Raw genomic sequence first — 22,485 nt, 5'->3', positions numbered from 1 at the left:
GTTAGGGCCCGCCCTCAAGGTATTCGGAGAGATTCGACCAGGAGATCAGGTAGTCGTACTGCTGCAGGATCAACTGGGTCTCCGCGCCCTTCGCCGCGCCGGCCGCCTGTTGAAGAGCGATGAAGCTCCCGGTCCCGTTCCTGTACCGTTCCTGCTCCATCTCCAGCCGCTCGCGCGAGAGGGCTAACCTCTGTTCCAGCAGGTCCAGCGTCTGCGCCAACTGTTCAATCTCCGCCGCGAAGCGCCTCACGTCGCGCTCGATCTCGATTCGGCGGCGGCGCAAGTCCTCCTCCGCCCGCCGCCTGGCCGCGGAGGCTCGGGCGTTCTGCTGTTCCCGGTTGAAACGGTCGAACAGGCTCCAGGAGGCCGACACACGGAAACCATGGTCCGTGTCGCCGGGCCTGAATTGCCAGAACGAATCCCCGGGGCCGAAGTTCTCGCTCCGCCCCCAGCCGAAACCGACGGTGATACTCGGCAGGTAGAGGGTGCGAGCCGACCACATTGACGCCGACGCCGCGGACCGGTCGGCGTCGAGTGCAAGGAGTTCGGGATCGGAGGTGACGGCCGCACGCACGATGCTCTCGATGTCCGCCATGCCCTCGGGCATGCCCTCGTCGCCTGCCAGCACCATGCCCTCGCCCGCCTCGGGAGGGAGACCCATCGAGACGACGAGCTGCTCAAGCCCGATCCGCAGCAGATTCTGCTCGTTCAGAAGCGTGATCTGGGCGTCCAGAAGGGCCGATTCGGCGCCCAGCACGTCCGTCCGCTCCACGGCCGCGATCGCGTATCGTCGCCGGGCGATATCGAGTTCGAGTTCGCGGTCGGCAATCTGCGCCCGGGTAAGTTCGAGAAGCTCCTGGCGCCTCAGGGCATTGAGGAAATCGAGCCGGACGCCCGTGACCACGGCGCGCTGCTGGTCGTCGTAGCGTCGATGTGCAGCCCGGAGGCTAGCCTGCGACTGCGAGAGGGCGGCGAAGCGCCTCCCGCCGTCCAGCACCGTCCAACTCAGGTCCAGCCCCTGGCTCGCACCCTGGCTCGAAGAGGTGAGGATTTCAGGGAGGCTCTCCGACAAGCCTTCCTCGCCGACGAAGGTCGTACGGGAGAAGCTGGATCGCCTAAGTCCGGCGTTGACGGTCGCGGTCGGAAGGAAAGCCCCCCACGCCGCGAGCCGGTCGGCGCCCGCCTGATCCGCCTGTGTTTGCGACACGCGCAGGACCGGACTCTCGGCGAGAGCGATCCGGAGGGCCCGCGTGATGTCGAGCGTGTCCGGGAGGAGGCGCGCCTGGGCCGACGCGGGCGCCGCGACGGCGAGCCATCCGGCCCCCAGCGCGAGTCCCGCGAGGAGCCGACGCCCACGTCGCCGAGACCCGAGACTCATCGGGAACCCTTCGGAGCCGGGACCGGCTCAGCCTCAGCCATCAAGTCGCTGTGGTTCTCGATCCGGACCTGGGCGTCGTGGGTAAGGGTGGCGTGTCCGTCCACGAGCACGATTTCTCGGCCCTCGGGCACGAACGTGTCCTCGCCGTCCGGGTTGGGGATGATCTCGACTTCCGTGTCGTTCTCCAGCCCGAGCGTCACGTATTCCCACTGTGCGCGCCCGGTCTCCGCCCCCGGCCCGCTCGGTTCGAACACGAACACGACCTGTCGCCGATTCCGTTCGACGACGGCGTCCTTCGACACGAACGTGCGGTCGGGGAGTTGACGGCCCGCGATCCGCACGCTTCCGGGCATCCCGGGGACGATTCGGGCTTCGGGGTTCGAGAGCCGCACCGTGACCCGCGCCGTCTGCGTCTCCGGGTCGATGAGCGGGTTCACGCTCACGACCTCCCCTTGGAACACCTCGCCCCGCAGCGCGGGGAAGGTGGCGGTCGCCTCCCGGCCCACCTCGATGAGCGGGAGTTCGGAGTGCAGCACTCCGGCGTCGATGTCGATCTGCGACAGGTCTACGATCGTCGCGATCGAGTCGCCCGCGCCGACCCGGCTGCCCTGCGCGACACCGAGGTTCGCCACGCGGCCGGCGAAGGGCGCGACGATCCGGGTCTTGTCGAGTTCATAGCGAGCTTCGGCGAGCGACGCCTCCTGCGCCGGAAGACCGGCCCGGATGCGCGCCTGCTCGGCCCTCGCCATCCGAGCCGAATCGGCCAGGTGCTCGTCGAACAGGACGCGGTCCTCGAAATCAGCCCGCGCACGGTCGACTGCGGCCTGGGCCCCCTGAACGCGGATCTCGTAGAGGGTCGGGTCTATCCGCGCCAGGAGCTGTCCCGTCCGCACCTGCTCGCCTTCCTGGACCGGGACCGTGGCCACCGAACCCTGGACCTCGGAGTGGAGCGGCGCCGAGCGGAGAGAAGCCGCCCGCCCGCTCGCCGTGACCCAGAGGACGAAGGTGTCGCGCTGGATCACGGCCCCTTCGACCGGGAGCCAGATATCCGTCGCAAAGGCGGCCGCCGAAGCCGTCCCCCGCACCTCCTCGGCGACGGAATCGGCGGCGGCGTCCCCGAACGTGAGCGGCCCATCCTCCTCGCTCTCGTTCAGCCGCATGAATATGCCGACCACGGCGGCGCCGGCGATGAGCAGGACGATCAACGTGACCCAGTGACGTGCCTTCATAAGCCTCGCACCGAATGTTTCTTCCCTGCCGCCGGCCCTCCGATCCTCCCTCGACGGCGCCCCAACGATATCGCGGCGGCGGGACGGGTGCAGACCTTGCATCCCGCCCCGCCGCGGCGCGTTGTATCTATCGCAAGACTCTCAACGAACTATCAAATCACCTGATCATGGCTTCGACACCGCCATCGACACGAAGCGTTGTACGGACCCGGGGGAGAGAAAGATCCACGGGACGGCGGCCCCGCTTCCGTCCCCTCCGCGCCGCCGTGACGCCGCCTCGCTTGGGCCCTAGCGTAGATGTGGCGGAGGGTGTTGTCAACTAATCTCTTAGTAGATCGTCAGGGGTGACAGGGCCACCCACGCCCGGCTCGCGACGGTCTACGATCGGGAGGCGTGATGATCCAGCGGAATGATGACGGCGGCGTGGCTCTCATCCGGATGGAGCGCGAGCCGGCGAACGTCCTCACGGCGGAATTCTCGGACGCGCTCAACGCCGAGTTCGATCGCGTGCGGAACGACGGCGGGGTCGAGGCGATCATCCTCACGGGCACGGGGTCGGCCTTCTCGGCGGGGGTCGAGCTGTTCCGCGTCGTCAACGGCGGCGCGGCGTACGTCGAGTCGCTGCTCGCGAGCCTCGGGGTGCTGTTCTCGAAGCTGCGCGCCTTTCCGAAACCGGTCGTGGCGGCGGTGAACGGGCACGCGATCGCCGGCGGCGGAGTCATCGCCTGCGCGTGCGACTACCGCGTCATGTCCCGGGGGAACGGCCGCATCGGACTGCCCGAACTCCGGGTCGGGGTCCCCTTCCCCGCGGTGGCGCTCGACATCGTGCGCGCCGCGGTTCCGCAGCGATATCACCGCGAGGTGCTGCTCCTCGGCCGCTCCTACGGCCCGGAGACCGCGGCGGAACGCGGCTTCGTGGACGAGATCGTACCGGCGGAGCGGCTCATCCAGCGGGCGCGGAAGGTGGCTGCGGAGCTGGCCTCGATCCCGGCGGCCACCTACGACCTGACGAAGAGACAGCTCTCACGGGCCCCGGGCCGCGCGGCCGAACTCGACGACGAACTCCGCTCGATCTGGATCTCCGCCGAGACCGCGAGCCACATCCGGGACTACCTGGAAAGGACGCTCGGCCGCTCCACCGCGCGCTGACGGGTCGATTCCCGGCCCGAAAGAGAGCCCCGGGACCCCGTAAAGAAAGGGCAGCGCCGCAGCCTTCGCGACGCCGCCCTCGTCTCAGATCCAGTCTTTCCTGCGGAAGTCCATCATCACCTCGGCAAGGTTCTCCATGTCCGAGGGGAGCCCCATCGAGAGCCGGCTCCAGTCCGTCATCGGCGGGAAGGGCCGGCCCACGTTGAACCCGGCTTCGTACATGCGCTCGTTGTAGGTCGCGAGTTCGCCCTTGATGCGGTGCATGATGAAGTTCGTGTGGCTCGGCAGGACCTCGATGTCGAGCTGGCCGAGGGCGTCGTGCATGACCGCCTTCGCCTCGTTGTTCGTCTCGACGCTCTTGGCGAAGAAGTCCGCGTCGGCGAGCGAGGCGATGGCGGCGACGCCCGCGACGTGGTTGGGCGCATTCCGCGTCGCGAACGGGAGGACCCGCTGGACGGTGGCCTCGTGCGCGATCCCGTAGCCGAGACGAATCCCGGCCATCGCGTACACCTTGGAGAAGGTGCGGGCGACGATCAGGTTCGGATGGCGCTCGATGAGCGGGATGAACGTCTCGTAGCCGGGATCGTCCGCGAGTTCGAAGTACGCCTCGTCGACGAGGAAGAGGTGCTGCTCGCTCTCGTCGCGGATCCAGTCCGCAATCGGCTTGGACGAGGTGAGCGTACCGGTGGGGTTGTTCGGGTTGCAGAAGTAGATCACGCTCGGCGCGGACGACTTGGCGGCCTCTTCGCGCATGCGGTCGACGTCGTGCGCGTAGTCGCTGGTGAGCGGAACCGTGACGTGATCGTAGGCGAACGGCTGCGAGTACCTCGGGACGTCTTCGTACGTCGGCTCGGCGTAGATGAGGCGGCCACCTGGCGCCGCCCACGCCGCCGCGGCGATGCGCAGGATCTCGGTCGAGCCGGAGCCGAAGAAGAGCTGGCCCGGCTTGACGCCGAGGCGCGCGACGAGCGCCTCGCGCACGAGTTCGCCGGTCGCGCCGGGATAGCGGTTCGCCTCGTCGAGTCCGTCGACGATCGCCTGCCGCGCCGACGGGGCGATGCCGAGCGGGTTCTCGTTCGAACTCAGCCGGACGGGTCCGTTGTAGTCACGTCCCGGACGGCGGGGGTTGAAGATGGTGTCGAGGCTGCGCGCCGCCGTCGCCCCCGCGAGGGGTGCGGCAAGGGGTGCGGCGGCGATGCCGGCAACGCCGGCGCCCGTGAGTCCGGTTCGGAGAAACGCCCTTCGCTTCATGTGGCCTCCCTGGTTCCCTGAGGACGCCGCCCCCGGGACAGGCGGCGCGCGTCCATCCTCTCATGTCTCTCGAAACATGGCTGCTGTCACAGCCTTCGTCCACCCGCCAAGGGCCCGGTCGCGCCGCGTCAAAGGTCCAATCAACGGGCCACCGCGTGCCTGGGGGATGCTACCACCCGGCGCGCTCGGGCCGTTACCCTTCGCCGAAAGCTCGTACCCGTGCATGGCGCGCGGGACCGGCATCGGAGCAGACCCATGACATTCGACGAAAACGAGATCCGGCGACGGCTCCGCCTGGGCCAAGACAGCCACTGGGAGTTCGAGGAGTTCGAGTTCAGGGGCGACCGCCCGGCCCGGCCGGACGGGCAGAGCATCGCGGACGAGCTGGCGGCCTTCGCGAACGCCAGGGGCGGAGCCATGCTTTGCGGGGTCACCGATGCTGGCGAAGTGCAGGGGATGACCCGCCGCCAACTGGACGCGCTGGAACAGCTCGTGGTCAATCTCTGCACCGATTCGGTCAAGCCACCAATCGAGATCGACACCTCCCGGGGAGAGATCGACGGCAAGCCGCTTCTCATCGTGGAGGTCCCTCCCGGCTATGCTCTGCACGAGAGTCCGGGGGGCGCATTTCGCCGTCTTGGCAGTTCCAAGCGGAGGATGACGAGCGACGAGAGTCTGCGTCTCGCCCAGAGGTGGTCTCAGGCGCGCTTTCTGTGGTTCGACGAGCAGCCCGTTCCGGGAACCGGTTTCCGCACGCTGGACAAGACATTGTGGGGGCCGCTGCTGAGTTCGGAGGGCGCCGCCGATCCCAAACTTGCCCTCGAGAAGATGGGGCTTCTGGCGCGGGACGAGGGCGGGATCCTCCGCGCCACGGTCGCCGGCGTGCTGCTGTGCGCCGCCGCCCCCGAGGAATGGCTGCCCAACGCGTGCATCAGCGCCACGCAATACCGGGGCGTGGACCAGGCGTCCGGCCAGCTGGATGCCCACACGATTACCGGACCGCTACACCGCCAGATCGCCGAGGCCGTCAGGTTCGCCGTCCGCAATATGCGAGTGGGCGCGCACAAACAGCCCGCCCGTGTCGATCTGCCGCAGTACAGCGAGAGGGCGCTGTTCGAAGCGGTCGTCAACGCGGTGGCGCACCGAGACTACTCGATTCGCGGTAGCCGGATACGGCTCTCCATGTTTGCCGACCGCATCGAGATCAACTCGCCCGGCGCTCTTCCGAACAACCTGACGGTCGAGAGCATGGCCTCCCGGCAGGCGACCCGTAACCAGACGCTCGCCTCGATGCTGGGCCGCATACCGGCGGGGAAGATCCTCGGTTCTGGCGGACGGCAGTTCTTCATGGAACGAAGGGGTGACGGCGTCCCGACGATCATGAGAGAGACCCGCCGTCTGAGTGGCGAGGAGCCCCTGTATCGAGTCGTCGATGACGCGGATCTGTTCCTCACGATTCCCGCCGCGCCCACCACGCCGACCCCGGCGACCGCCCTGATCCGCGCGCACGAGGCCGGTGCTCCGTTGCCCGGCATCGACCTGCTCGTCCTGTTCCCCAACGAGACCTGGAGGGCGGCAACTACCGGCGAAAGCGGTGAAGTCACCGTCGACCTCTATGCGACCGAGCTTCCGCTGACGGTCTTCGCCGCCGCCGCGGGGTACGCGGCGCATGTCGAGACCGAATGGATTCCAAGCCACGGTCCGCTCGATATCGAGCTTTCCGCCCTGCCGGCTGGCAGGTCGGCGATCTTTCGCGAACGCACAGGCGAGATCCCCGGCTTGAGGGGCAGCCTCAACCCGATCCGGGACAAGCTCGACCGCACCTACCTCTACGCGAGCAACCTCGCCATCGACGAGGGACGACGTGAGCCCGTCGACTTCTTCCCGGGTGAGGAACTGCGGGTCACCGACCCCGACGGCGCCGAACGGCTCGTCCGGACCGTCAGCATTGTCGGCCAGTCCGCGCTCGTCGAGTACCGACCTACGCCTGACGCGTAGCCAGTTCAGGTGTCGATCCTCCTTGTCGCAGGAGTCCACAAGTATCGCCCTTCAGATCGCCCCCCCTCGACTTGGGCGTTTGATCTCAATGCTGCCACGCAAAAACATATCATTGATAGTGGCTGTTTTGCAGGGGATTGCGATGTCGCTGATATCTCCGATATTGAGAATCAGAGGATCAACGCCAGTAGTCCGAGTATCGATGGCAAATCGGTATTCTCGTTGGTGTCTATATTCATCACGTTTTCTGAATGCCGCTTCGATGCCATCGAAGCGTCCATGGAACGTGTCTGGGTTGTAGTATCGGACCAATCCCCGATGGACTCGGTGGTCCTTGAGCTTGGCGGCAGTCTCAATCCGATCAATAAACTGTCGAACGTTTCTGATTATAATTGCATGTTCGCCGAGTTGTCGACATTCACTGGGTATCTCCAGCTTTTCCCTCAGGCCATCAATCGTACCAGAAGTCAAGTCGGTTAGGTCTAAGCTGCCGCTGTGAGCCGCATGGAGACAGAATACATGAATGTGATTGAGCCAGCTCATTCCAATTTCGACTGGTCCCGCAAGATCGGGGGTCAGGTCGCGTCCGTTGAGAACAAGGCGTATCCCATCAGGCTGAAGCCAGTGTACAACACCTTCATGCCTGTCGCCGCGGTTGCAGGTCGCTTCTTCCTCGAAGTCCTTGAAACATGCCAGACGATTCACGTGGAGCCTGCCAGCCATGACGTCATGGACGTACGCTTCCTTGGCAAGGAACTTCGCGAAGAAGAAGATCACGCTCACTGGTTCCGCTGCCAGTACGAGCGTAGCGGGCTCTCCGGGTCAGAAACCGCGTGAACGATCGCGGCTATGCGCCGGGCCGTGGCTGTGAAGTGCTGGATCTCCTCGATTTGCAGGGACCTGCCGAGGACGCCGCTCTCGCGGTAGGAGAGCCACTTCTTGAGGACCTGATAACCCCCCAACTTGTAGTTCCAGACCGTAGCAGGAACGTTGCGCCAGAGGGCGCGTGCGTTGAGATAGACATCGAAGGTGCTCTCTCCGAGCGCAGGCAGGCTGTCGCCCATTGCCTCGCCCTCCGCCGGGGAGAAGGGACGCTCAACGACACGACCCTGGCCGGGCATCACGGCCTTGCCGGCTCCGAAGTGCCCCCACCCGACCGTGACCGCGAAGTCTTCGCTCGCCATGTTTCGACCGTCCGTCGTGGCGGGGACGGCAATGGCGGCCATGGCTGGAGACAAGCTGCCCTGCGTAACGCCTGGGACGGGCACTTCCGAGTCGAGCAGTGCGGCGAGTCTGCGGCCCCGCTCCGCCGATTCAGCGAAGGCCTGCGCAGCGCACTCGGCTTCGCCATCGGGCCAGCCGGGAAGCGGTATGCGCGGCCATTCCATGCGCAGCGCCCCAGCGTTTGCCTCGCGGTATCCGGGATCGTGGAGCACTGCCAGGACATGGTGGAAGAGGTCGTCAACGCCGGCACCGACCTGGTCCAGATAGCCCTGCGCCTTTGCGGAAAGGTTTGCTCGTCGCGATCCGCTCAGGTCCAACCCCAGCCCGTCATCGCGCAACCAAGCGGGGAACATTAGCGTGCCCCGTTCTATTAGGTGGCGCGAACCCATTTCTTCAGTGAACACCGTTTGCGGTTCTACCGCTCCCTTCCGCAGGTGCTGCGCCACGGACAACCACGGATTTCCTTCGAACACGTGGGGGCGGTACTCTGCGCGCTTCCTGTCCAGCAGCTCAGTGTCTTTCTCCCAGTAGAGCCAACGGTTGTCGAAGGGTCGGTAGGCGACGCGGATGAACCCGGCGGTATCGGGCCCGCCACGTTCAACCAGCGCATTGCGAACGCCGCGGGCATCGAAACGCGCCGTCGTCTTCATCACTCTCGGATAGCGCCTTGCGATTTCTTCGTGGCCGATCCCCGCATCGAAGTAGTCCGCAACGCGCGACTTCAGTCGGTCCAGATCGATGTCAACGAGAAACGCGTCGCGGCCGGTTTGCACGCCCGGAAATGCCGTCGGCAGCAAGTCGGGCAACCTCGGCCAGTTGAACCAATCGCTACTCACCGCCACCGGGGAAAAGGGGAGGCCAAGCGGCAAGATAGGTCCGACCCCTTCATAGAGTGCGGAGGGTTCCGTTTCCGCCGTGGCGGTCAATTCCGTCCGCTTAGCTCGTCCCCACAGATGCCGGAAAGCAACGTCGGTGGCGGGCGCGTGCTCAGGCTTGCGCACGAGAGTCGCGATGGCGGTTCCGACCTGGATGCCGACGGGATCGCCCTCCGTCGAGAAGATACTCGGGTCGGGCGAGCCGTCAGGGGCGACCTTGCCGGTTCGGTATTTGTCGCCGTTCAGGCAATCGATGCGGATCTCGTCGAAGGCCTCCAGGCAGCGCTCGCGCATCCCGGTGAAGGAGAGTCCGTCGAGCCAGGAATAGTTGGAGATGAAGCAGACCACTCCCTGCCCCGTCTTCTCGGCAATGCGCCTCTCCGCCATGCGGAAGAAGCGGACGTAGAGGTCGTTCAACCCCTGCCCTTCGGGCCTGCGGACGCGTTTCGTCTTGCGGTACGCGAGCGACAGTTCCCTTTCCTCGTCCACCGCCATGCCCGCGAAGCCGTTGTAGGGCGGGTTGCCGAGGATCACGAGGATCGGCGTCTCCTGCTTCACGTTTTCGGCCCGGTCGCGTTCCTCCTCCAGTTCCGGGAACGGCAGCGGCTTGCTCGTGTGAGGCTCCCAGCCGGTCAGAGCGTTGGTCAGGAAGATTCCGGCCCGTTCCGCGCCGTCGTCTGAGAGCGCGGCATCCAGATCCTGCATGGTCAAGCCGACCTGCAAGTGCGCGACGACGAAGGGCGCAGGCATGATCTCGAAACCGAACACCCTTTCGGTCGCGGCTTGCTTCACCCTCGCGCCGGTAAGCGCGCCGAAGCCCTGTCCCTCCAGATTGGCGCCGATCCGCCGGAGCACCTCCGCCAGGTAGGCCCCGGTGCCGCAGCAGGGATCGAGTACGTAGACGTTCTCCGCCGCGAGCCCGTCGGCGATACCGAGATCGTCCTTCAGCGCCTTGTCCACGCGCGCGACCATGTAGCGAACGACCTCGATGGGTGTGTACCACACGCCGAGTTGCTTTCGCAGTTCGGGATCGAACGCCTGCAGAAACGGTTCGTAGAAATACGGCACGGCCTCGCCTTCATTGAACCGGGAGAAGAAGGCCGTCCGGTCCACCCGGTCGAGCGCCGCCGCCGTCCAATCCAGAACTTCGACGAGGCCCAGCCGTTGCAGGCGCCCGGGATCGGCGACCTGCTGGAACAGGGCGCGGAGAACCGGAGCGCGCAGGTGCCACACGGCTTCCCTCCAACTGAACCGCGCCGGGCCGCCTTCGGTCACGGACTGGGCATCATCCGATCCGTCGTGGCGAGACCAAAGCACCCACGCGGAGAAAATGCCGTAGAAAAGCGTCTGTACCAGCGTGGAGTGAAAGAAGCGCGTGCCCCGCGCGCCTTCGAACCGGACGCCCAGGGCCTCTTCGAGCGCCGAGCGCAGCCCTCTCAGCGAAGGCGGGTCGCCCGCCGCTTCGACCCGCGCGAGCCCGTCGCGCGCGTAGGAGGCGAGGAGCCAAGCGACATCCTTTGGGTCGACGAGCGTAGCCCGATGGGACAGCGCGCGAGACAGGTACTCCCCAAGCCCGGCTCCGCTCTCGCGGGCGAAGGCGCGCGGATGCTCCAGCTTGTGCGCGAAGGCTGCCTCGGTGCCTGCGAGACTGAAGGACTCGAGCGTCGAAGTGACTCCGCCCGCCTCGACGGCGGTGAGCCGGAACTCTCTCTGGTTCGTCGCCAGGACCAGCCGGTAGCGTTCGCCGTAGCGCGCCACCTGCTCTCGGAATGTCTCCTGCATGTCGTCGCCGGGCGACTTCACCTCGACGACGCCGCGCTCGGGAGCCTGTCCTTTTCGCGGAACGCCCCGCTGTAACTGTCGCTGGCTGTAGAGTCCGAAGTCGGGGTGGCCGGCGCCCTGGTCGGCCATGTCCGCCACGCAGAACACCTTGGGCCTGAGCGTCGCGCCGACGGCGTCGAGGAGCTTCGACAGCGCCGGATAGCTCGACCTCTCTCCGGTGGCGCCGCCGGAGGCGCGAATCCGCCGCAGGTCGGTGAAGTACTGCTCCACCGCATTTGTGAGCTTCTTGTTGGTTCCGCTCATGGCGTACGTAGTGGCACGGCGTGGCGCGGCAGGCAAGCTCGAAGAGCCCACCGAGCGCCGGAATCGTGCCGACGGCCTATCGGGATTGTGTGGGGTCGCGCGGTGGCGGCCGGTTCGGGGGCGGGCCGGTCGGTCGCGTCCCGCCGGGCGGACGTTGGCCGGAAAGCAGGTCCAGAGCGGAGCGGGAGCGGGCCCACAGCGAGTCCACGGCGGCGCGCAGTGCCTCGCCGCTCAGACCCGCGAGTCGGCTCTTCACTTCATCCGGCAGCCGCCGGAAGAGCTGAGCCTCGCGGCGCTCCCGCCATGAGGCTCGACGGCGCTCGGATTCCGTCCGGTCCTCCTCGGACGGCTCGGCTTCGTCGCTCGCGAACTCGCCGCGCGATGCGAGCAGGGGGAGGGCGAAAGCGCTGTCGATCGTAGCGGCTCGCTCGAAGTGCGCCTCGGCCTCCTCGAGTCGGCCGGCCCGGGCGAGGGCGTTTGCGCGGTGGAACGCGCCCAGCGCCTCCAGGTCCTGTGTGCCGAGGTGGCTGATGCGGGCAGCCTCCAGCGGCGGCCGCACGCCGGTCAGCTGGGTCGCGAGGCCCACCGTCAGCGAATCCACGAGTTCGAACACGTCGCCGCCGCGCGCGAAATCGGCCCACCAGATCGTGCCGCCCTCGAGTTCGATCACGTGGGCGTCGATGCGCATGTCGTCGGGGGCCCCGGTCACGCTTCCCCACAGGAGCAGCCGGGCCCCGGCTCTCCGCGCGACCGTCATCGCCAGCGCTTCCGGGATCTCCTCCTCTTCGGAGAGTCCGCCTTCGGTCAGGATGTCGTACAGACTCTGCCGCCCGACCACCACCACGTCGGGCCGTTGCGCCAGGTTGGTCGTCAGCAGGTCCGCGAGGCCCGCGCCCAGCCACTGCAGCTCCGGATCGGGCACGTTGTTCCGGAAGGGGAGGACCGCCAGCGAACTCGGGCCCAGGTCGGGCATCTCCCCGGCGGCGGTGATCGCATCTCCCGTCCCATCCGCGGCAGCCCGGACCGCAGGGGCCTCAACGCCGTCACCCGCGGTGGGTTCGGCCGTGGCGATTCGGTACGTGCCGATCGCCCCCAGCGAAGCCAGCGTGACCAGCAGCCACCTCTCGGCGCGGCGGATCCGTTGCGGGCCCTTCTCGCCGTGGAACCAACCGATGATGAGGAAGGCGGGGAAGCCGAGAATGGAAAGGAAGACGACGGTGTCGAGGATCTTCCTGGAGAACCCGTAGTTCCCGACGATGAAGTCGGTGATCTCGACGCACAGCCACCCCGCGCCCAGGTAGATGAGCGCGATCTGCAGCATGCGTCGCTTCCGGATCTTCCCCGGGATCGACGCGTCCGTCCCCTCTCCTCCGCCCGTCTCGCTCATTTTCCGCCCGCTGCCGCTGTCCATGCGCCCGGTGGCCGTTCGCAGAGCCCTTCGATCGGCTGTCGAGTCTTGGGACACCGCGCGGGCCGCGGAGGTTCGCCGCCCGCGCGGTACCCTTCCGCTATCGCCGGTCTTCCGTGTCCGGCTCGTCCCAGAAGCCGAAGCCCTCCTTGCGAACGACTTCGAGCGTGGTCGTGAAGGTCTCCTCGCCGAGCGTGATCGCGACCGTGTAGGTGCCGGGGTCGGCCAGGCCGCCGCCGCCACCTCCGCCACCGCCGAAGAAGCGCCGGAATCCGCCTCCGCCACCGCGCTCACGCATGGCCTGTGTCAGCTGCTGGAACACCTGCCGCATGCTCGCCGGATCGGGACCGCCCTCGCCGGCCCCACCGCCGGCGGGAGCCTCGCTCGCCGCCGCAGCCGCTCCGCCCCGGGCGCCCGCGGCCTGTCCCGCCCGCGGATAGCGCTCGGCGGGCCGGTCCTGCCACCCGCCCGCGCCGCCGCCGCCGAAACCGCCTCCGCCTCTGCCACCGCCGCCGAACATGCGCCGCAGGCCGGCCTGGTTGCCGCCCTGCATCATCTCGAGCACCTGGTCCATGACCTCGCGGTCGACCTCTTCGTGCTCGACCAGCGAATCGCCGACCGCAGCGTACATGCGGGCGTTGCGGATGCTGTCGGCGCGGTCCGCGGGCGACGGCTCCGCCGGCGCGGTTCGCCGGTTGAACGTCCACCGGACCCGGTTGACGCCGGCCGAGGCCGACCCGTTGAGCACCTGCACGGTGTCGCCTGTTGCGTTGAGGATCGCGACCGAGGCCTGGGCGCCGAGACCGGCTCCCCGCCCGCCGGCTCCCGCGGGCCCCATACCGCCAGGTCGGACAGCGGCAAGACCGGCCCGGTCCCCCGGAGCGCGCCCTTCCGCCGCCTCGTCTCGCCGCGCCTCCCGCTCCTCACGGGCCGCTTCCGCCAGTTGATCGGCGACATCCTCGGGGATGAAATACGAGACCTCGGCCCCGTACTCTCCCGCGTCCCTGGAAGGCGCTCTGGGCGATGAACTCGCCGCCCACCGGCGGATCGCCGTACTGGATCGCCGTCTTCGGGTCGAACACCGTGATCGCCTCCGGCAGGCGCCCGCCGTCCAGTTCCTGCAGGAGCGAGATGTCGGCCACGAAGATCGAGCGGCCGTGCGTGCCCGCGATGATCTCGCGCTCGCGCGGGTGGATCCTGAGGTCGTGCACGGGCACCGTCGGGAGCCCGTTCATGAAGCGCGACCACGACCCGCCGCGGTCGGTCGACATGTAGGCGCCCACGTCCGTCCCCACGAAGAGCAGGTCCGGGTTCACCGGATCCTCGCGAATCACGTGCACGAAGTCCGGCGCTCCCGCGGGCAGGTTCGACGCGATGGACCGGAACGTCTCCCCGCCGTCGTCCGTCGCGTACACGTAGGGTATGTAGTCGTCCCGCCGGTGGTTGTCGAAGGTCACGTAGAAGCGGTTCGGATCGTGGCTCGAGGGCTCGATGCGGCTCACGTACGTCCCCTCGGGGACCCCCTCGAAGCGATCGGTGAGTTCGATCCACTCCGCCCCCTCCGGGGTGCGCCACACGCGACCGTCGTCGGTCCCCGCGTAGAGTTCGCCCTCGTTCATCTTCGACTCGGCGAGCGAGACGAGGGTGGCGAAGTTCTCCGCCCCGGTGACGTCCGGGGTGATCCCGCCCGTGGTACCGTACGCGACCTCGATCTTCTCCGGATCCGCGTAGGTGAGGTCGTCCGAGATCGGGGTCATCTCATCCGTGTCGTACGTCCACTTCAGCACGCGGTTCGCCCCGATGTACAGCGTCTGCGGATCGTGCGGCGACATCTCGAGCGGCGTGTTCCAGTTGAAGCGCATGTCGAAGAGCGCGGAATCCTGGGCGACGAGAGCCTGGAGCTCCTCGATCTGCGCCACGTTCGCGGCCGGCGGGTCGTCGGGATCGTCCCCCGACAGGACCGCGATCGAGTCCCGCAGGGCCTGCGTGCGCTCCCGCCAGTCGGGCTGCCGCAGCTGATGCCGCTCGCCCGTGCGCGTGTTGCGCCAGTAGATGCGCCCCTGCTGCGATTCCCCGAACACGATGTCCGGGTTCGTCGGGTCCTGCGGCGCGTAGAAGCCGTCGCCGCCCCCGATCGAATACCACATGTGATTGTCTATGGCGCCGCCCGCGCGCTCGCTCGGACCGCACCAGGTATAGTTGTCCTGAAGACCGCCACAGACGCGATAGGGTGTATCCATATTGTAGCTGACCGCATAGAACTGTCCCATGGGAATACGGTTCGGGAACTCGAAGTTCCCGCCGCGGTCCCACGTGATCGCGATCCCGCCGTCGTTGCCCAATATGAAATGGTCAGGATTGGAAGAGTCCCACCACAGTGCGTGATAGTCGACGTGCACGCCCTGGGCCGGATTCCCCACCGTGCGCCCGCCGTCGCGCGAGAAGAAAAGAGAAGACCAGTAGAGGAAATCCGGGTCGTCCGGCGACACCCACGCGCCCGAATAGTAGAAGGGCCGCGAGTTGCTCGCGTTCATGAACTCCCACGTCTCGCCGCCGTCTTCGGAACGGTAGAGCCCGGACGCGTTCCGGTCGCCGTTCTCATCCGCCTCGTCGGGGGCCTCCGCCTCGACCACCGCGTACATGATCCGGGGATAGCTGGGCGCGATGGCGATCTCGAGCCGACCGAGCATGGTCTCGGGGAGGCCGTTACCCTCGACCTTCTCCCACGTGTCGCCGGCGTCGGTCGACTTCCAGATCGCGCTCCCCGGACCGCCGCTCTGCAGGAAATACGGGCCGCGGACTCTTTCCCAGCTCGTGGCCCAGAGGATATCCGGGTTCCGGGGGTGCATGTCGATGTCCACGAAGCCCGCCTTGTCCGAGACGAAGTTCACGCGCTCCCACGTGTCGCCGCCGTCCTTCGTCCGGTACAGCCCGCGCTCCTCGTTGTCGCCCCACGGATGTCCGAGGGCGGCGACGTAGACCCAGTCCGCCTTCGTCGGGTGGACGACGATGCGTCCGATCGCCTGCGTCCCCTCGAGCCCCTTCAACTCCCAGGTAAGGCCGCCATCGACGGACTTGTAGATCCCGCCTCCGGGCGAGATCGAGTTGCGGGAGTCCTCCTCGCCGCTGCCGGCCCACACGATATCGGGGTTGCTCGGCGCGATCGCGAGGTCGCCCATCGAGATGACCCGCTCGTTGTCGAACACCGGCCGGAAGGTGGTTCCGTGGTTCGTGGTCTTCCAGATGCCGCTCGTGGCGCCGGCGATGAAGAAGGTCCCGGTGCCCGGGACGCCCTCGATGTCGGTGACGCGCCCGGCCATGTTCGCGGGACCGATCGAGCGCCACTCCATCTCGGACATGAAGTCCTCGTCGGCCACCGCCTGCTGGCCGGCCATCTGGCCCGGGAGGGCGGTCGTCGCGAGGAAGACGGGAAGAAAGACGCGCTTCAGCATGGTTCGCGGCTCCTGACTGTAGTGATCCCTGAGGGCACAACGGAGTCAAAGTGGAGGACTCCCCCGACGCAACGGAAGACACCCGCGCGTCGCCCGGCGTTTGAGGGGCCCGGGCACGGCGAGGCGGGCGGACGCCGGGGAAACCGGGGCGAAGGGGAAACCCCCGGCGGAGCGTCAGGCTCCGCGGGCCTCCGTCCTTGCCTGACAGAGCCGGCTCAGGCGGTCTCGGCAGCGGCCTCTGGAGGCGGGGTGCCGAATACGTGGCCCTCCAGCCGCGCGACGCGGTCCGTCATGGCCACCCGCGTCTCGATCACTTCGGCGCGCACCTTGCCGATCTCGCGGCTCAACTCCGTGCGTAGCTTGCCGATCTCGCGGCTCAACTCCGTGCGCACCTTGCCGATCTCGCCGCCCATCTCCGTGCGTACCTTGCCGATCTCGCCCCTCAACTCCGTGCGTACCTTGCCGATCTCGCCCCTCAACTCCGTGCGTACCTTGCCGATCTCGCCCCTCAACTCCGTGCGTACCTTGCCGATCTCGCCCCTCAACTCCGTGCGTACCTTGCCGATCTCGCCGCCCAACTCCGTGCGCACCTTGCCAACCTCGCCCCTCAACTCCGTGATCCTGTCGTCAAGTTTGTTCGCGGCCCCTCGGGTGAACACGGCAAGGCTGATCGCCGAAGCGATGACCGCCAACAACACGCCGAGGATTCCCATCGTATCCGTTTCCATGCCGTCGAGCCTCATGCTGGAAGTCCGAGTGCGGCGGCGGGGCATGCCCACCGGGTTACGCCACTCGACCTCCCCGTAGATCTCAACATAATCTCAACAGGATCGGCGATCCAATGTCCGACAGCGCCGGGAGGGGAGCCCTGCCACCAGCGGTCAGTCAGCGGGGGACGACGCCGTGTCGGCGCAGGATCTCCAGCGTCGGTTCGAGCGGGATCGCCTCGACGGTGCCGCGGTCTCCCTCGACCGTGGTCGCGAGGAAGATGGAGTTTAGGATCGCCTCCTCGGTCGCCTCCGCGGCGGCCTGGAAGAGCGGGCTCATCGCCGCGTTGGACACCCGCTCCTCGTCCCAGAGCCGGGACAGGGGGACCGAACTGAAGGCGAGCACGTAGTCGCCCGACCCGTTGCTCATGCTGCCGCCGCCCCGCCCCAGCCCCAGGAGCGCGCGGCGCGCGAGGCGTTCCAGGTTGCGGTGCTCCAGCGGCGCGTCCGTGGCGACGACCATAATGATGGAGCCATCCTCGAGGGACGCGGGGGCCCGCGGCGCCTCCGACGCCCCTCCGTCACCGGTGCCGCCCGCCCGCGGACGCATCCCCGCCCGCGGATACGGGGCATCCGGTCCCGCCCCGCCGTAGGGCGCGCCGCCCAGCGCCTCCGCCACCGGGGCCCCGTCAATCGTGAGGACCCCGCCGTGATTGGACTGGACGAGCACGCCGACGGTCCAGCCGCCGAGGTTCTCCGGCAGCCGGCGGCTCGCCGAGCCGATGCCGCCCTTCCAGCCAAAGGCGATCGTGCCGCGACCCGCGCCCACGCTCCCCTGTTCGAACGGCCCCGCCTCCGCCTCCGTGATCGCCGTGAGCACGTCCGACTCGCTGATCGGGCGCAGCCGGATCCGGTTCAGGAAGCCGTCGTTCGTCTCGCCCACGACCGGGTTCACGGACCGGACCTCCTCGTTGCCGGGAAGCCCGAGGAGATACGTCATCACCGCGTCGGCGGCCCGCGGCACGCAGAGCGTGCACGTCAGGACCACCGGGGACTCGAGTTCGCCCAGTTCCTGCACCTGGGTCGTGCCCGCGAACTTTCCGAACGCGTTCCCCGCCACGAAGGCGGCGGGGACCTTCTCCCGGAAGATGTTGCCGCCGTGCGGGAGGATGGCCGTGACCCCGGTGTTGATCGTGTCTCCGCTCGTCACGGTGACGTGCCCCACCCGCACCCCCGCCACATCCGTGATCTGGTTGAGAGGCCCCGTGGGCAGGACGCCCACCACGATGCCCAGATCGCGCGCGCTCCTGCGCTCCTGCGCATCCGCGGAAGACGCGGCTGCAACGAGCGCGAGTGCCACGGTGAACGGGACGAGGCGGCGCGGCGGTGCCGCGGCCGAGGATGAGTTCCCGGGAATCATCACCCGTTTCCTCCATCGGGAGTCCAGGTCGATGCCGGAGGAGGGACTCGAACCCTCAAGGGATTGCTCCCACCGGATTTTGAGTCCGGCGCGTCTGCCAGTTCCGCCACTCCGGCTCCCGAACGGGGCCCCGAGATCTACCACGCGGGGCCGAGGCTCGCTATTGCAATTCGTCGATCGCCTGGTACACGAGGGTGCGCAGCTTCGCGTGATCGTCGACATCGCCCGTCGGGATGAGCTGCGTGAAGTAGACGACGACGAGATCCTCGTCCGGGTCCACCCAGTAGGTGGAATGGTACGCCCCTCCCCACCCGTACTCGCCGACCGAGCCCGGCGTTCCGCGCGCGCCGAGATCGCGGAGCACACTGAACCCGAGGCCGAAGCCACCCCCCGATTCCCAGCCGAACCTGTCCCCCACATGGTTGACCGTCATGAGCTCCACGCTCTTGGAGGACAGGATGCGGGCCCCGTCGAGTTCGCCGCCGTTCAGCATCATCTGCAGGAAGCGGGCGTAGTCGCGCGCGGTGGAGAGGAGGCCGGCGCCTCCCGAGAAGCTGGTGCGGGGGCCATCCACGTAGGCCCCCTGCCCGACCATGCCGCCCGGGTCGGGCGCGGGCGCGAGACCGTCGGCCGAGGCCGAGTAGACCACGCTCAGGCGGTCCCGCTTCTCCTCGGGCAGGTAGAAGTGCGTGTCCACCATGCCCAGCGGCTCGAAGATGCGGGTGCGCAGAAACGCGTCGAGCGGCTCACCGGACACATCCTCCACCAGGGCGCCGAGGATGTCGGTCGAATAGCCGTACACGAAGCGCTCGCCCGGCTGCGCGTCCATGGGGAGGGCCGCCATGCGGCGCACCGTCTCGCGGATCGGCTCGTCGCGGTGCGCGAAGTACCAGCCCTGGATGCCCGCGTCGGCCCACAGCTCCGCCCCGGGACCGCCGCCATAGCCGATCCCGGCCGTGTGCGTGAGGAGATCGCGGATCGTGATGGGGCGGCTGGCCGGGACGATCTCGTAGCCGCCCGCGCCATCGGCGACAGCCACCGTCGTCTCCAGATACTCGGGCAGATAGCGGCCCAGCGGGTCGGAGATCAGGAGATCCCCGGCTTCCTGCAGCATCATGACCGCGACGCTCACGATCGCCTTGCTCTGCGAGGCGATGCGGAAGATGTCGTCGGTCTCCATCGGGTCGCCCGCCGCGATGTCGCGCTGGCCGACGGCCTGCAGGTACGAGGTCTCGCCGCCGTGCGCGACGAGGGCCACGGCGCCCGCCAGCCGCCCCTCCTCCACGTACGTCTCCAGCGACTCGCTCAAGCGCTCGAGTCGACCCCCTCCGTTCTCGACCGCAGTCGAAGCGGGGGCCCCGCGCACGACGAGCGCGACACCGATCACGAGCACGGGCAGCACGCCCCAGAGCAGGCGTTTGGGCATCCTGTTCATCCTTCGTCCTCCCTCAGTCGAGCCCCATCAATCGAGCGCCGGGTGGCGCGTGTGCCAGTCCGTCGCCGTCTGGAAGGCGTGCGCCACGCTCAGGATCTTGTCGTCCGCGAACAGATCTCCGATCAGGGTCGTGGTCAGCGGCTGGTCCGCCTCTTCATCCTCGGGCCCGGCCGGGCCGAAACCGTACTGCACGACGGCGGCCGGGTGCCCGGTCTCGTTCGTGAGCCCCACCTCGCCCGAACCGGTGGCGAACATGTCGAAGCCGTCCATCGCCTCGGCCATGCGCTTCATCACGATGTGTCGACGCCGCTGGGCATGGACGTAGTCCATCGCGAGCCCGTCCCGGCCGCGTCGGAAGCGCGTAAAATCACGCTGCTCCTGCTCGCTGAGCCCCTCCGGCACCGGCGGCAGCTCTCCGTTCGGGGCGACGTGGAAGTCGAAGGCCGACGACGACTCGGCCCCCAGCGAACTGGCCGACTGGGCGGGCAGCTCGCGCATGAGCCGCGGCCGCGCCCCCAGTTCCTCCAGCTTCTCGACGAAGGAGCTGGGCGCGTTCTCCGTGTAGCCGATCGAGAGCGAGCCGAGATCCGGCGACCGCTCGAAGCGGAAGGGCAGCGTGACCGAGGCGGGGTCCTTCTCGTCGGCCCCATGGATCTCGTTGAACACGAGCGCGCAGTCCTCGATCGTGCGGCACATGGGTCCCGTCTTGTCCATGCTCCAGGAGAGCACCATCCCGCCGTAACGGCTCACGCGCCCGAAGGTGGGGCGGAGGGCGCTCAGCCCGCAGCGCCGGCTGGGCGAGACGATGGAACCCCGCGTCTCCGTCCCGATGGAGAAGGCGACGCAGCCCGCCGCAGTCGCCGATCCGGGGCCGGCCGATGATCCGCTCGACCCCCAGGCGAGGTTCCACGGATTGAGCGTCCGGCCCCGGTACCAGCGGTCGCCGCGGGCGAACTCTCCCGTGGCGAGCTTGGCGATGAGCACGGCGCCGGCGGTGCGCAGCCGGCGCACGACCTCGGCATCCTCCTCGATCATCCGGGTCTGGAATGCCGCCGAGCCCCACGTCGTCCGCGCCCCCTCGGTGGAGAAGAGATCCTTCACACCCCAGGGGATGCCGTGCAGGGGCCCCCGCCACTCTCCCGCCCGGATCTCCGCCTCCGCCTGCTCGGCCTCTTCCCTCCCCCTGCCCTCGATGATCGTGACCGCGCACAGGAGGACCGGGTCGTAGCGCTTCATGCGCTCCATGTAGATCTCGAACAGCTCCGTCGGGGACACGTGGCGCTCGCGGACGAGGGCCGCGAGGCGGTGCACCGGGAGGAAGGCGACCTCCTCCTCGCTCGACGGCACCGCCCCCTGCCACGGATCGAGCTCGATCGGCGTGCGCTCGAACGGGTTCAGCCCGGCGCGCCAGTACTTCTCGAGCAGCGCGCCGGTCCCGCCCGGATACGCCTGGAACTGGAGGGCCGGCGGCTCGCCGTTGCGGAGGGGGATCGTCTCCTCCTGCGCAGCTTCCTGCGCCCGCAGCCACGCGGGCGCGCGGGAAGCGCCGACGTCAGCGGTTCCAGCGGCCACCAGCGTCCTCGGATCCAGCGCCCCGGCCGCCGTGGCCGCCGCAACGACCTTCAGAAAGCCCCGCCGCCGAATACAGCGGTCCGCGGCCTCCGCCTCCGCTCCGTCGCCCGCTCCGTCGTGCTTCTCGGACACTCGCGCCTCCTGTGGCTGAGATGGGCCGATCCCGGCTCGGCCCGGGCTGCCCCGAGGGCTCAGACTGCGGAGAAACGCCCCAACCGACAACCCACCGTAGGGGAGAGTCGAAATCGAAGGGGAGGTCGCCAGCCCGTGGTTGACTGCCACGCTGTCCCCCGGGATTATATAAGTACTTGTTTTTTTTCGGCCCGGTGATGATACGATGACCGAACCTCGTACGATGCTCATTCGTGAGGCGGCGTCGCGCGGCAAGTACGCACCGCTCTACGCGCACTTGTGCGCCCGTGGCGGGCACGAATGGCGCACGACGTTCTCGAAACTCGAGAGAATCCTCGGCTTCGGCCTTCCGGGTTCCGCGCGCATTCACCGGCCGTGGTGGTCGAATCCCGGTCGGAGCGGCGGTCACAGCCACGCCTTCTCGTGGGTGGCCGCAGGATGGAGGACGAAATCCGTGGACATGGAAGCGGAGACGTTGATCTTTGTGCGGAGTGAGGGTGCGACGGCACGAGACGCGACGCATGCGTCGACCGATTCCGACCGTGGTCGGCGGTTCTCGGTCGACGACATTTTCACGCCCCACGACTTCGGGCCCTGGCCGGAGGGATTCCGCTGCAGCCGCGAGGAGATCTACCGCGACGAAGGCCGATAGGAGCCCGCCCTGTTCATTGACACCAACGTCATCGTAGCGGCCCGGGTTCCGGAAGCTCCTCAGTCCCGGATCGCCCGGCGCGCGATCTCGAGAGCCTTGCAGGGTCCTGAACGGCTCCGGATCAGCCGACAGATCATCCGGGAATACCTGGCTACGGTTACACGGCCCCAGGCCTGGTCGACCCCGCTCGACATGGCGAAGGCCCTGGGTGACGTGGAGCGGATGTGCGGAGTCTTCGAGATCCTCGAGGACGGGCCGCGGGTCATGAGCACGCTTGCGGAGCTGTGTCGGGACGTACCTCTAGCCGGAAAGCGGGTCCATGACGCCAATATTGCCGCTACCATGCTCGCCTACGGGGAGCACCGGCTCCTCACGCTGAACCCTAAGGATTTTCGCCGCTTTGCAGATCGCGTCGAACTGGTTCGAATCGAAGGCCCCGATCGGGCGGGGCGAGAGGAAGGGTGACGCCGGGGCGCGCGCGATCACTTCGGTAGAATGGACTTCATCCCCACTTCTTC

The 22,485-nt window shown here is 67.9% G+C and carries 16 protein-coding genes and 1 tRNA gene; 4 read left to right on the top strand and 13 right to left on the bottom strand.

Annotated features, from left to right (window positions below; all coding sequences use genetic code 11):
• Nucleotide 1: 1 nt before the first annotated feature.
• Nucleotides 2-1,378 carry a TolC family protein gene (locus tag ACOQPP_RS03670; RefSeq protein ID WP_419166595.1) on the bottom strand — a complete coding sequence of 459 codons (1,377 nt, stop codon included), beginning with the start codon at nt 1,376-1,378 and terminating at the stop codon, nt 2-4.
• Nucleotides 1,375-2,607, bottom strand: coding sequence for an efflux RND transporter periplasmic adaptor subunit (locus ACOQPP_RS03665; protein WP_419166596.1), 1,233 nt, complete (start codon nt 2,605-2,607; stop codon nt 1,375-1,377). The genes ACOQPP_RS03670 and ACOQPP_RS03665 overlap by 4 nt, the downstream gene beginning before the upstream one ends.
• A gap of 396 nt (nt 2,608-3,003) precedes the next feature.
• On the opposite strand from ACOQPP_RS03665, the gene ACOQPP_RS03660 reads away from it, so the two are divergent.
• On the top strand, nt 3,004-3,756 hold the full coding sequence (locus ACOQPP_RS03660; RefSeq protein ID WP_420635889.1) for an enoyl-CoA hydratase/isomerase family protein: 753 nt from the start codon (nt 3,004-3,006) through the stop codon (nt 3,754-3,756).
• Nucleotides 3,757-3,840: 84 nt separating this feature from the next.
• On the opposite strand, the gene ACOQPP_RS03655 is transcribed toward ACOQPP_RS03660, so the two are convergent.
• Nucleotides 3,841-5,007 (bottom strand): pyridoxal phosphate-dependent aminotransferase, encoded by a 1,167-nt coding sequence (locus ACOQPP_RS03655; protein WP_420635888.1) that lies wholly within the window; start codon nt 5,005-5,007, stop codon nt 3,841-3,843.
• A 255-nt stretch (nt 5,008-5,262) separates the two neighbouring features.
• Between ACOQPP_RS03655 and ACOQPP_RS03650 the strand changes: the two genes are divergently transcribed.
• The gene (locus ACOQPP_RS03650) at nt 5,263-7,005 is read left to right on the top strand and encodes an ATP-binding protein (RefSeq protein ID WP_420635887.1); all 1,743 of its coding nucleotides are present in this window, start codon (nt 5,263-5,265) and stop codon (nt 7,003-7,005) included.
• A gap of 51 nt (nt 7,006-7,056) precedes the next feature.
• On the opposite strand, the gene ACOQPP_RS03645 is transcribed toward ACOQPP_RS03650, so the two are convergent.
• From ACOQPP_RS03645 to ACOQPP_RS03600, 10 genes are all read right to left on the bottom strand, one after another.
• A complete protein-coding gene (locus tag ACOQPP_RS03645) occupies nt 7,057-7,782 on the bottom strand; it encodes a hypothetical protein (RefSeq protein WP_420635886.1) in 726 nt (241 codons plus the stop codon).
• Nucleotides 7,783-7,784: 2 nt separating this feature from the next.
• Nucleotides 7,785-11,189, bottom strand: coding sequence for a type ISP restriction/modification enzyme (locus ACOQPP_RS03640; protein ID WP_420635885.1), 3,405 nt, complete (start codon nt 11,187-11,189; stop codon nt 7,785-7,787).
• 76 nt (nt 11,190-11,265) lie between these two features.
• Nucleotides 11,266-12,576, bottom strand: coding sequence for a CsgG/HfaB family protein (locus ACOQPP_RS03635; RefSeq protein WP_419166603.1), 1,311 nt, complete (start codon nt 12,574-12,576; stop codon nt 11,266-11,268).
• A gap of 121 nt (nt 12,577-12,697) precedes the next feature.
• Nucleotides 12,698-13,435: a hypothetical protein gene (locus ACOQPP_RS03630; RefSeq protein WP_420635884.1), complete on the bottom strand. Its 738-nt coding sequence runs from the start codon at nt 13,433-13,435 to the stop codon at nt 12,698-12,700.
• Between the two features lie 85 nt (nt 13,436-13,520).
• Complete coding sequence (locus tag ACOQPP_RS03625; RefSeq protein ID WP_420635883.1) at nt 13,521-16,049, bottom strand: WD40/YVTN/BNR-like repeat-containing protein; 2,529 nt, start codon at nt 16,047-16,049, stop codon at nt 13,521-13,523.
• A gap of 215 nt (nt 16,050-16,264) precedes the next feature.
• The gene (locus tag ACOQPP_RS03620) at nt 16,265-16,792 is read right to left on the bottom strand and encodes a hypothetical protein (RefSeq protein WP_419165810.1); all 528 of its coding nucleotides are present in this window, start codon (nt 16,790-16,792) and stop codon (nt 16,265-16,267) included.
• A gap of 142 nt (nt 16,793-16,934) precedes the next feature.
• Entirely contained in the window at nt 16,935-18,176 is a 1,242-nt protein-coding gene (locus tag ACOQPP_RS03615) for a P1 family peptidase (protein ID WP_419165809.1), read from the bottom strand.
• A 32-nt stretch (nt 18,177-18,208) separates the two neighbouring features.
• A tRNA-Leu gene (locus ACOQPP_RS03610) sits at nt 18,209-18,292 on the bottom strand.
• 44 nt (nt 18,293-18,336) lie between these two features.
• The gene (locus ACOQPP_RS03605; RefSeq protein ID WP_420635882.1) at nt 18,337-19,611 is read right to left on the bottom strand and encodes a serine hydrolase domain-containing protein; all 1,275 of its coding nucleotides are present in this window, start codon (nt 19,609-19,611) and stop codon (nt 18,337-18,339) included.
• 27 nt (nt 19,612-19,638) lie between these two features.
• A complete protein-coding gene (locus tag ACOQPP_RS03600; RefSeq protein WP_420635881.1) occupies nt 19,639-21,315 on the bottom strand; it encodes an amidase in 1,677 nt (558 codons plus the stop codon).
• Between the two features lie 205 nt (nt 21,316-21,520).
• On the opposite strand from ACOQPP_RS03600, the gene ACOQPP_RS03595 reads away from it, so the two are divergent.
• Both ACOQPP_RS03595 and ACOQPP_RS03590 read left to right on the top strand, forming a co-directional pair.
• A complete protein-coding gene (locus ACOQPP_RS03595) occupies nt 21,521-21,967 on the top strand; it encodes a DUF7662 domain-containing protein (RefSeq protein ID WP_419165806.1) in 447 nt (148 codons plus the stop codon).
• 9 nt (nt 21,968-21,976) lie between these two features.
• The gene (locus ACOQPP_RS03590) at nt 21,977-22,432 is read left to right on the top strand and encodes a type II toxin-antitoxin system VapC family toxin (protein ID WP_420635968.1); all 456 of its coding nucleotides are present in this window, start codon (nt 21,977-21,979) and stop codon (nt 22,430-22,432) included.
• Nucleotides 22,433-22,485 lie beyond the last annotated feature (53 nt).

The sequence above is a fragment of the Candidatus Palauibacter sp. genome, assembly GCF_965222475.1.
Classification (GTDB): Bacteria; Gemmatimonadota; Gemmatimonadetes; order Palauibacterales; family Palauibacteraceae; genus Palauibacter.
This window is presented reverse-complemented; position numbering and strand designations above follow the sequence as displayed.

Bases quoted from the DNA above. Each gene is read 5' to 3' on its own strand.
- ACOQPP_RS03660 (WP_420635889.1), top strand. From the start codon at position 3,004: ATGATCCAGCGGAATGATGACGGCGGCGTGGCTCTCATCCGGATGGAG.
- ACOQPP_RS03650 (WP_420635887.1), top strand. From the start codon at position 5,263: ATGACATTCGACGAAAACGAGATCCGGCGACGGCTCCGCCTGGGCCAA.
- ACOQPP_RS03595 (WP_419165806.1), top strand. From the start codon at position 21,521: ATGACCGAACCTCGTACGATGCTCATTCGTGAGGCGGCGTCGCGCGGC.
- ACOQPP_RS03640 (WP_420635885.1), bottom strand. From the start codon at position 11,189: ATGAGCGGAACCAACAAGAAGCTCACAAATGCGGTGGAGCAGTACTTC.
- ACOQPP_RS03630 (WP_420635884.1), bottom strand. From the start codon at position 13,435: ATGGGGCCCGCGGGAGCCGGCGGGCGGGGAGCCGGTCTCGGCGCCCAG.
- ACOQPP_RS03670 (WP_419166595.1), bottom strand. From the start codon at position 1,378: ATGAGTCTCGGGTCTCGGCGACGTGGGCGTCGGCTCCTCGCGGGACTC.
- ACOQPP_RS03635 (WP_419166603.1), bottom strand. From the start codon at position 12,576: ATGAGCGAGACGGGCGGAGGAGAGGGGACGGACGCGTCGATCCCGGGG.
- ACOQPP_RS03665 (WP_419166596.1), bottom strand. From the start codon at position 2,607: ATGAAGGCACGTCACTGGGTCACGTTGATCGTCCTGCTCATCGCCGGC.
- ACOQPP_RS03620 (WP_419165810.1), bottom strand. From the start codon at position 16,792: ATGAGGCTCGACGGCATGGAAACGGATACGATGGGAATCCTCGGCGTG.
- ACOQPP_RS03615 (WP_419165809.1), bottom strand. From the start codon at position 18,176: ATGATTCCCGGGAACTCATCCTCGGCCGCGGCACCGCCGCGCCGCCTC.
- ACOQPP_RS03655 (WP_420635888.1), bottom strand. From the start codon at position 5,007: ATGAAGCGAAGGGCGTTTCTCCGAACCGGACTCACGGGCGCCGGCGTT.
- ACOQPP_RS03625 (WP_420635883.1), bottom strand. From the start codon at position 16,049: ATGCTGAAGCGCGTCTTTCTTCCCGTCTTCCTCGCGACGACCGCCCTC.
- ACOQPP_RS03605 (WP_420635882.1), bottom strand. From the start codon at position 19,611: ATGAACAGGATGCCCAAACGCCTGCTCTGGGGCGTGCTGCCCGTGCTC.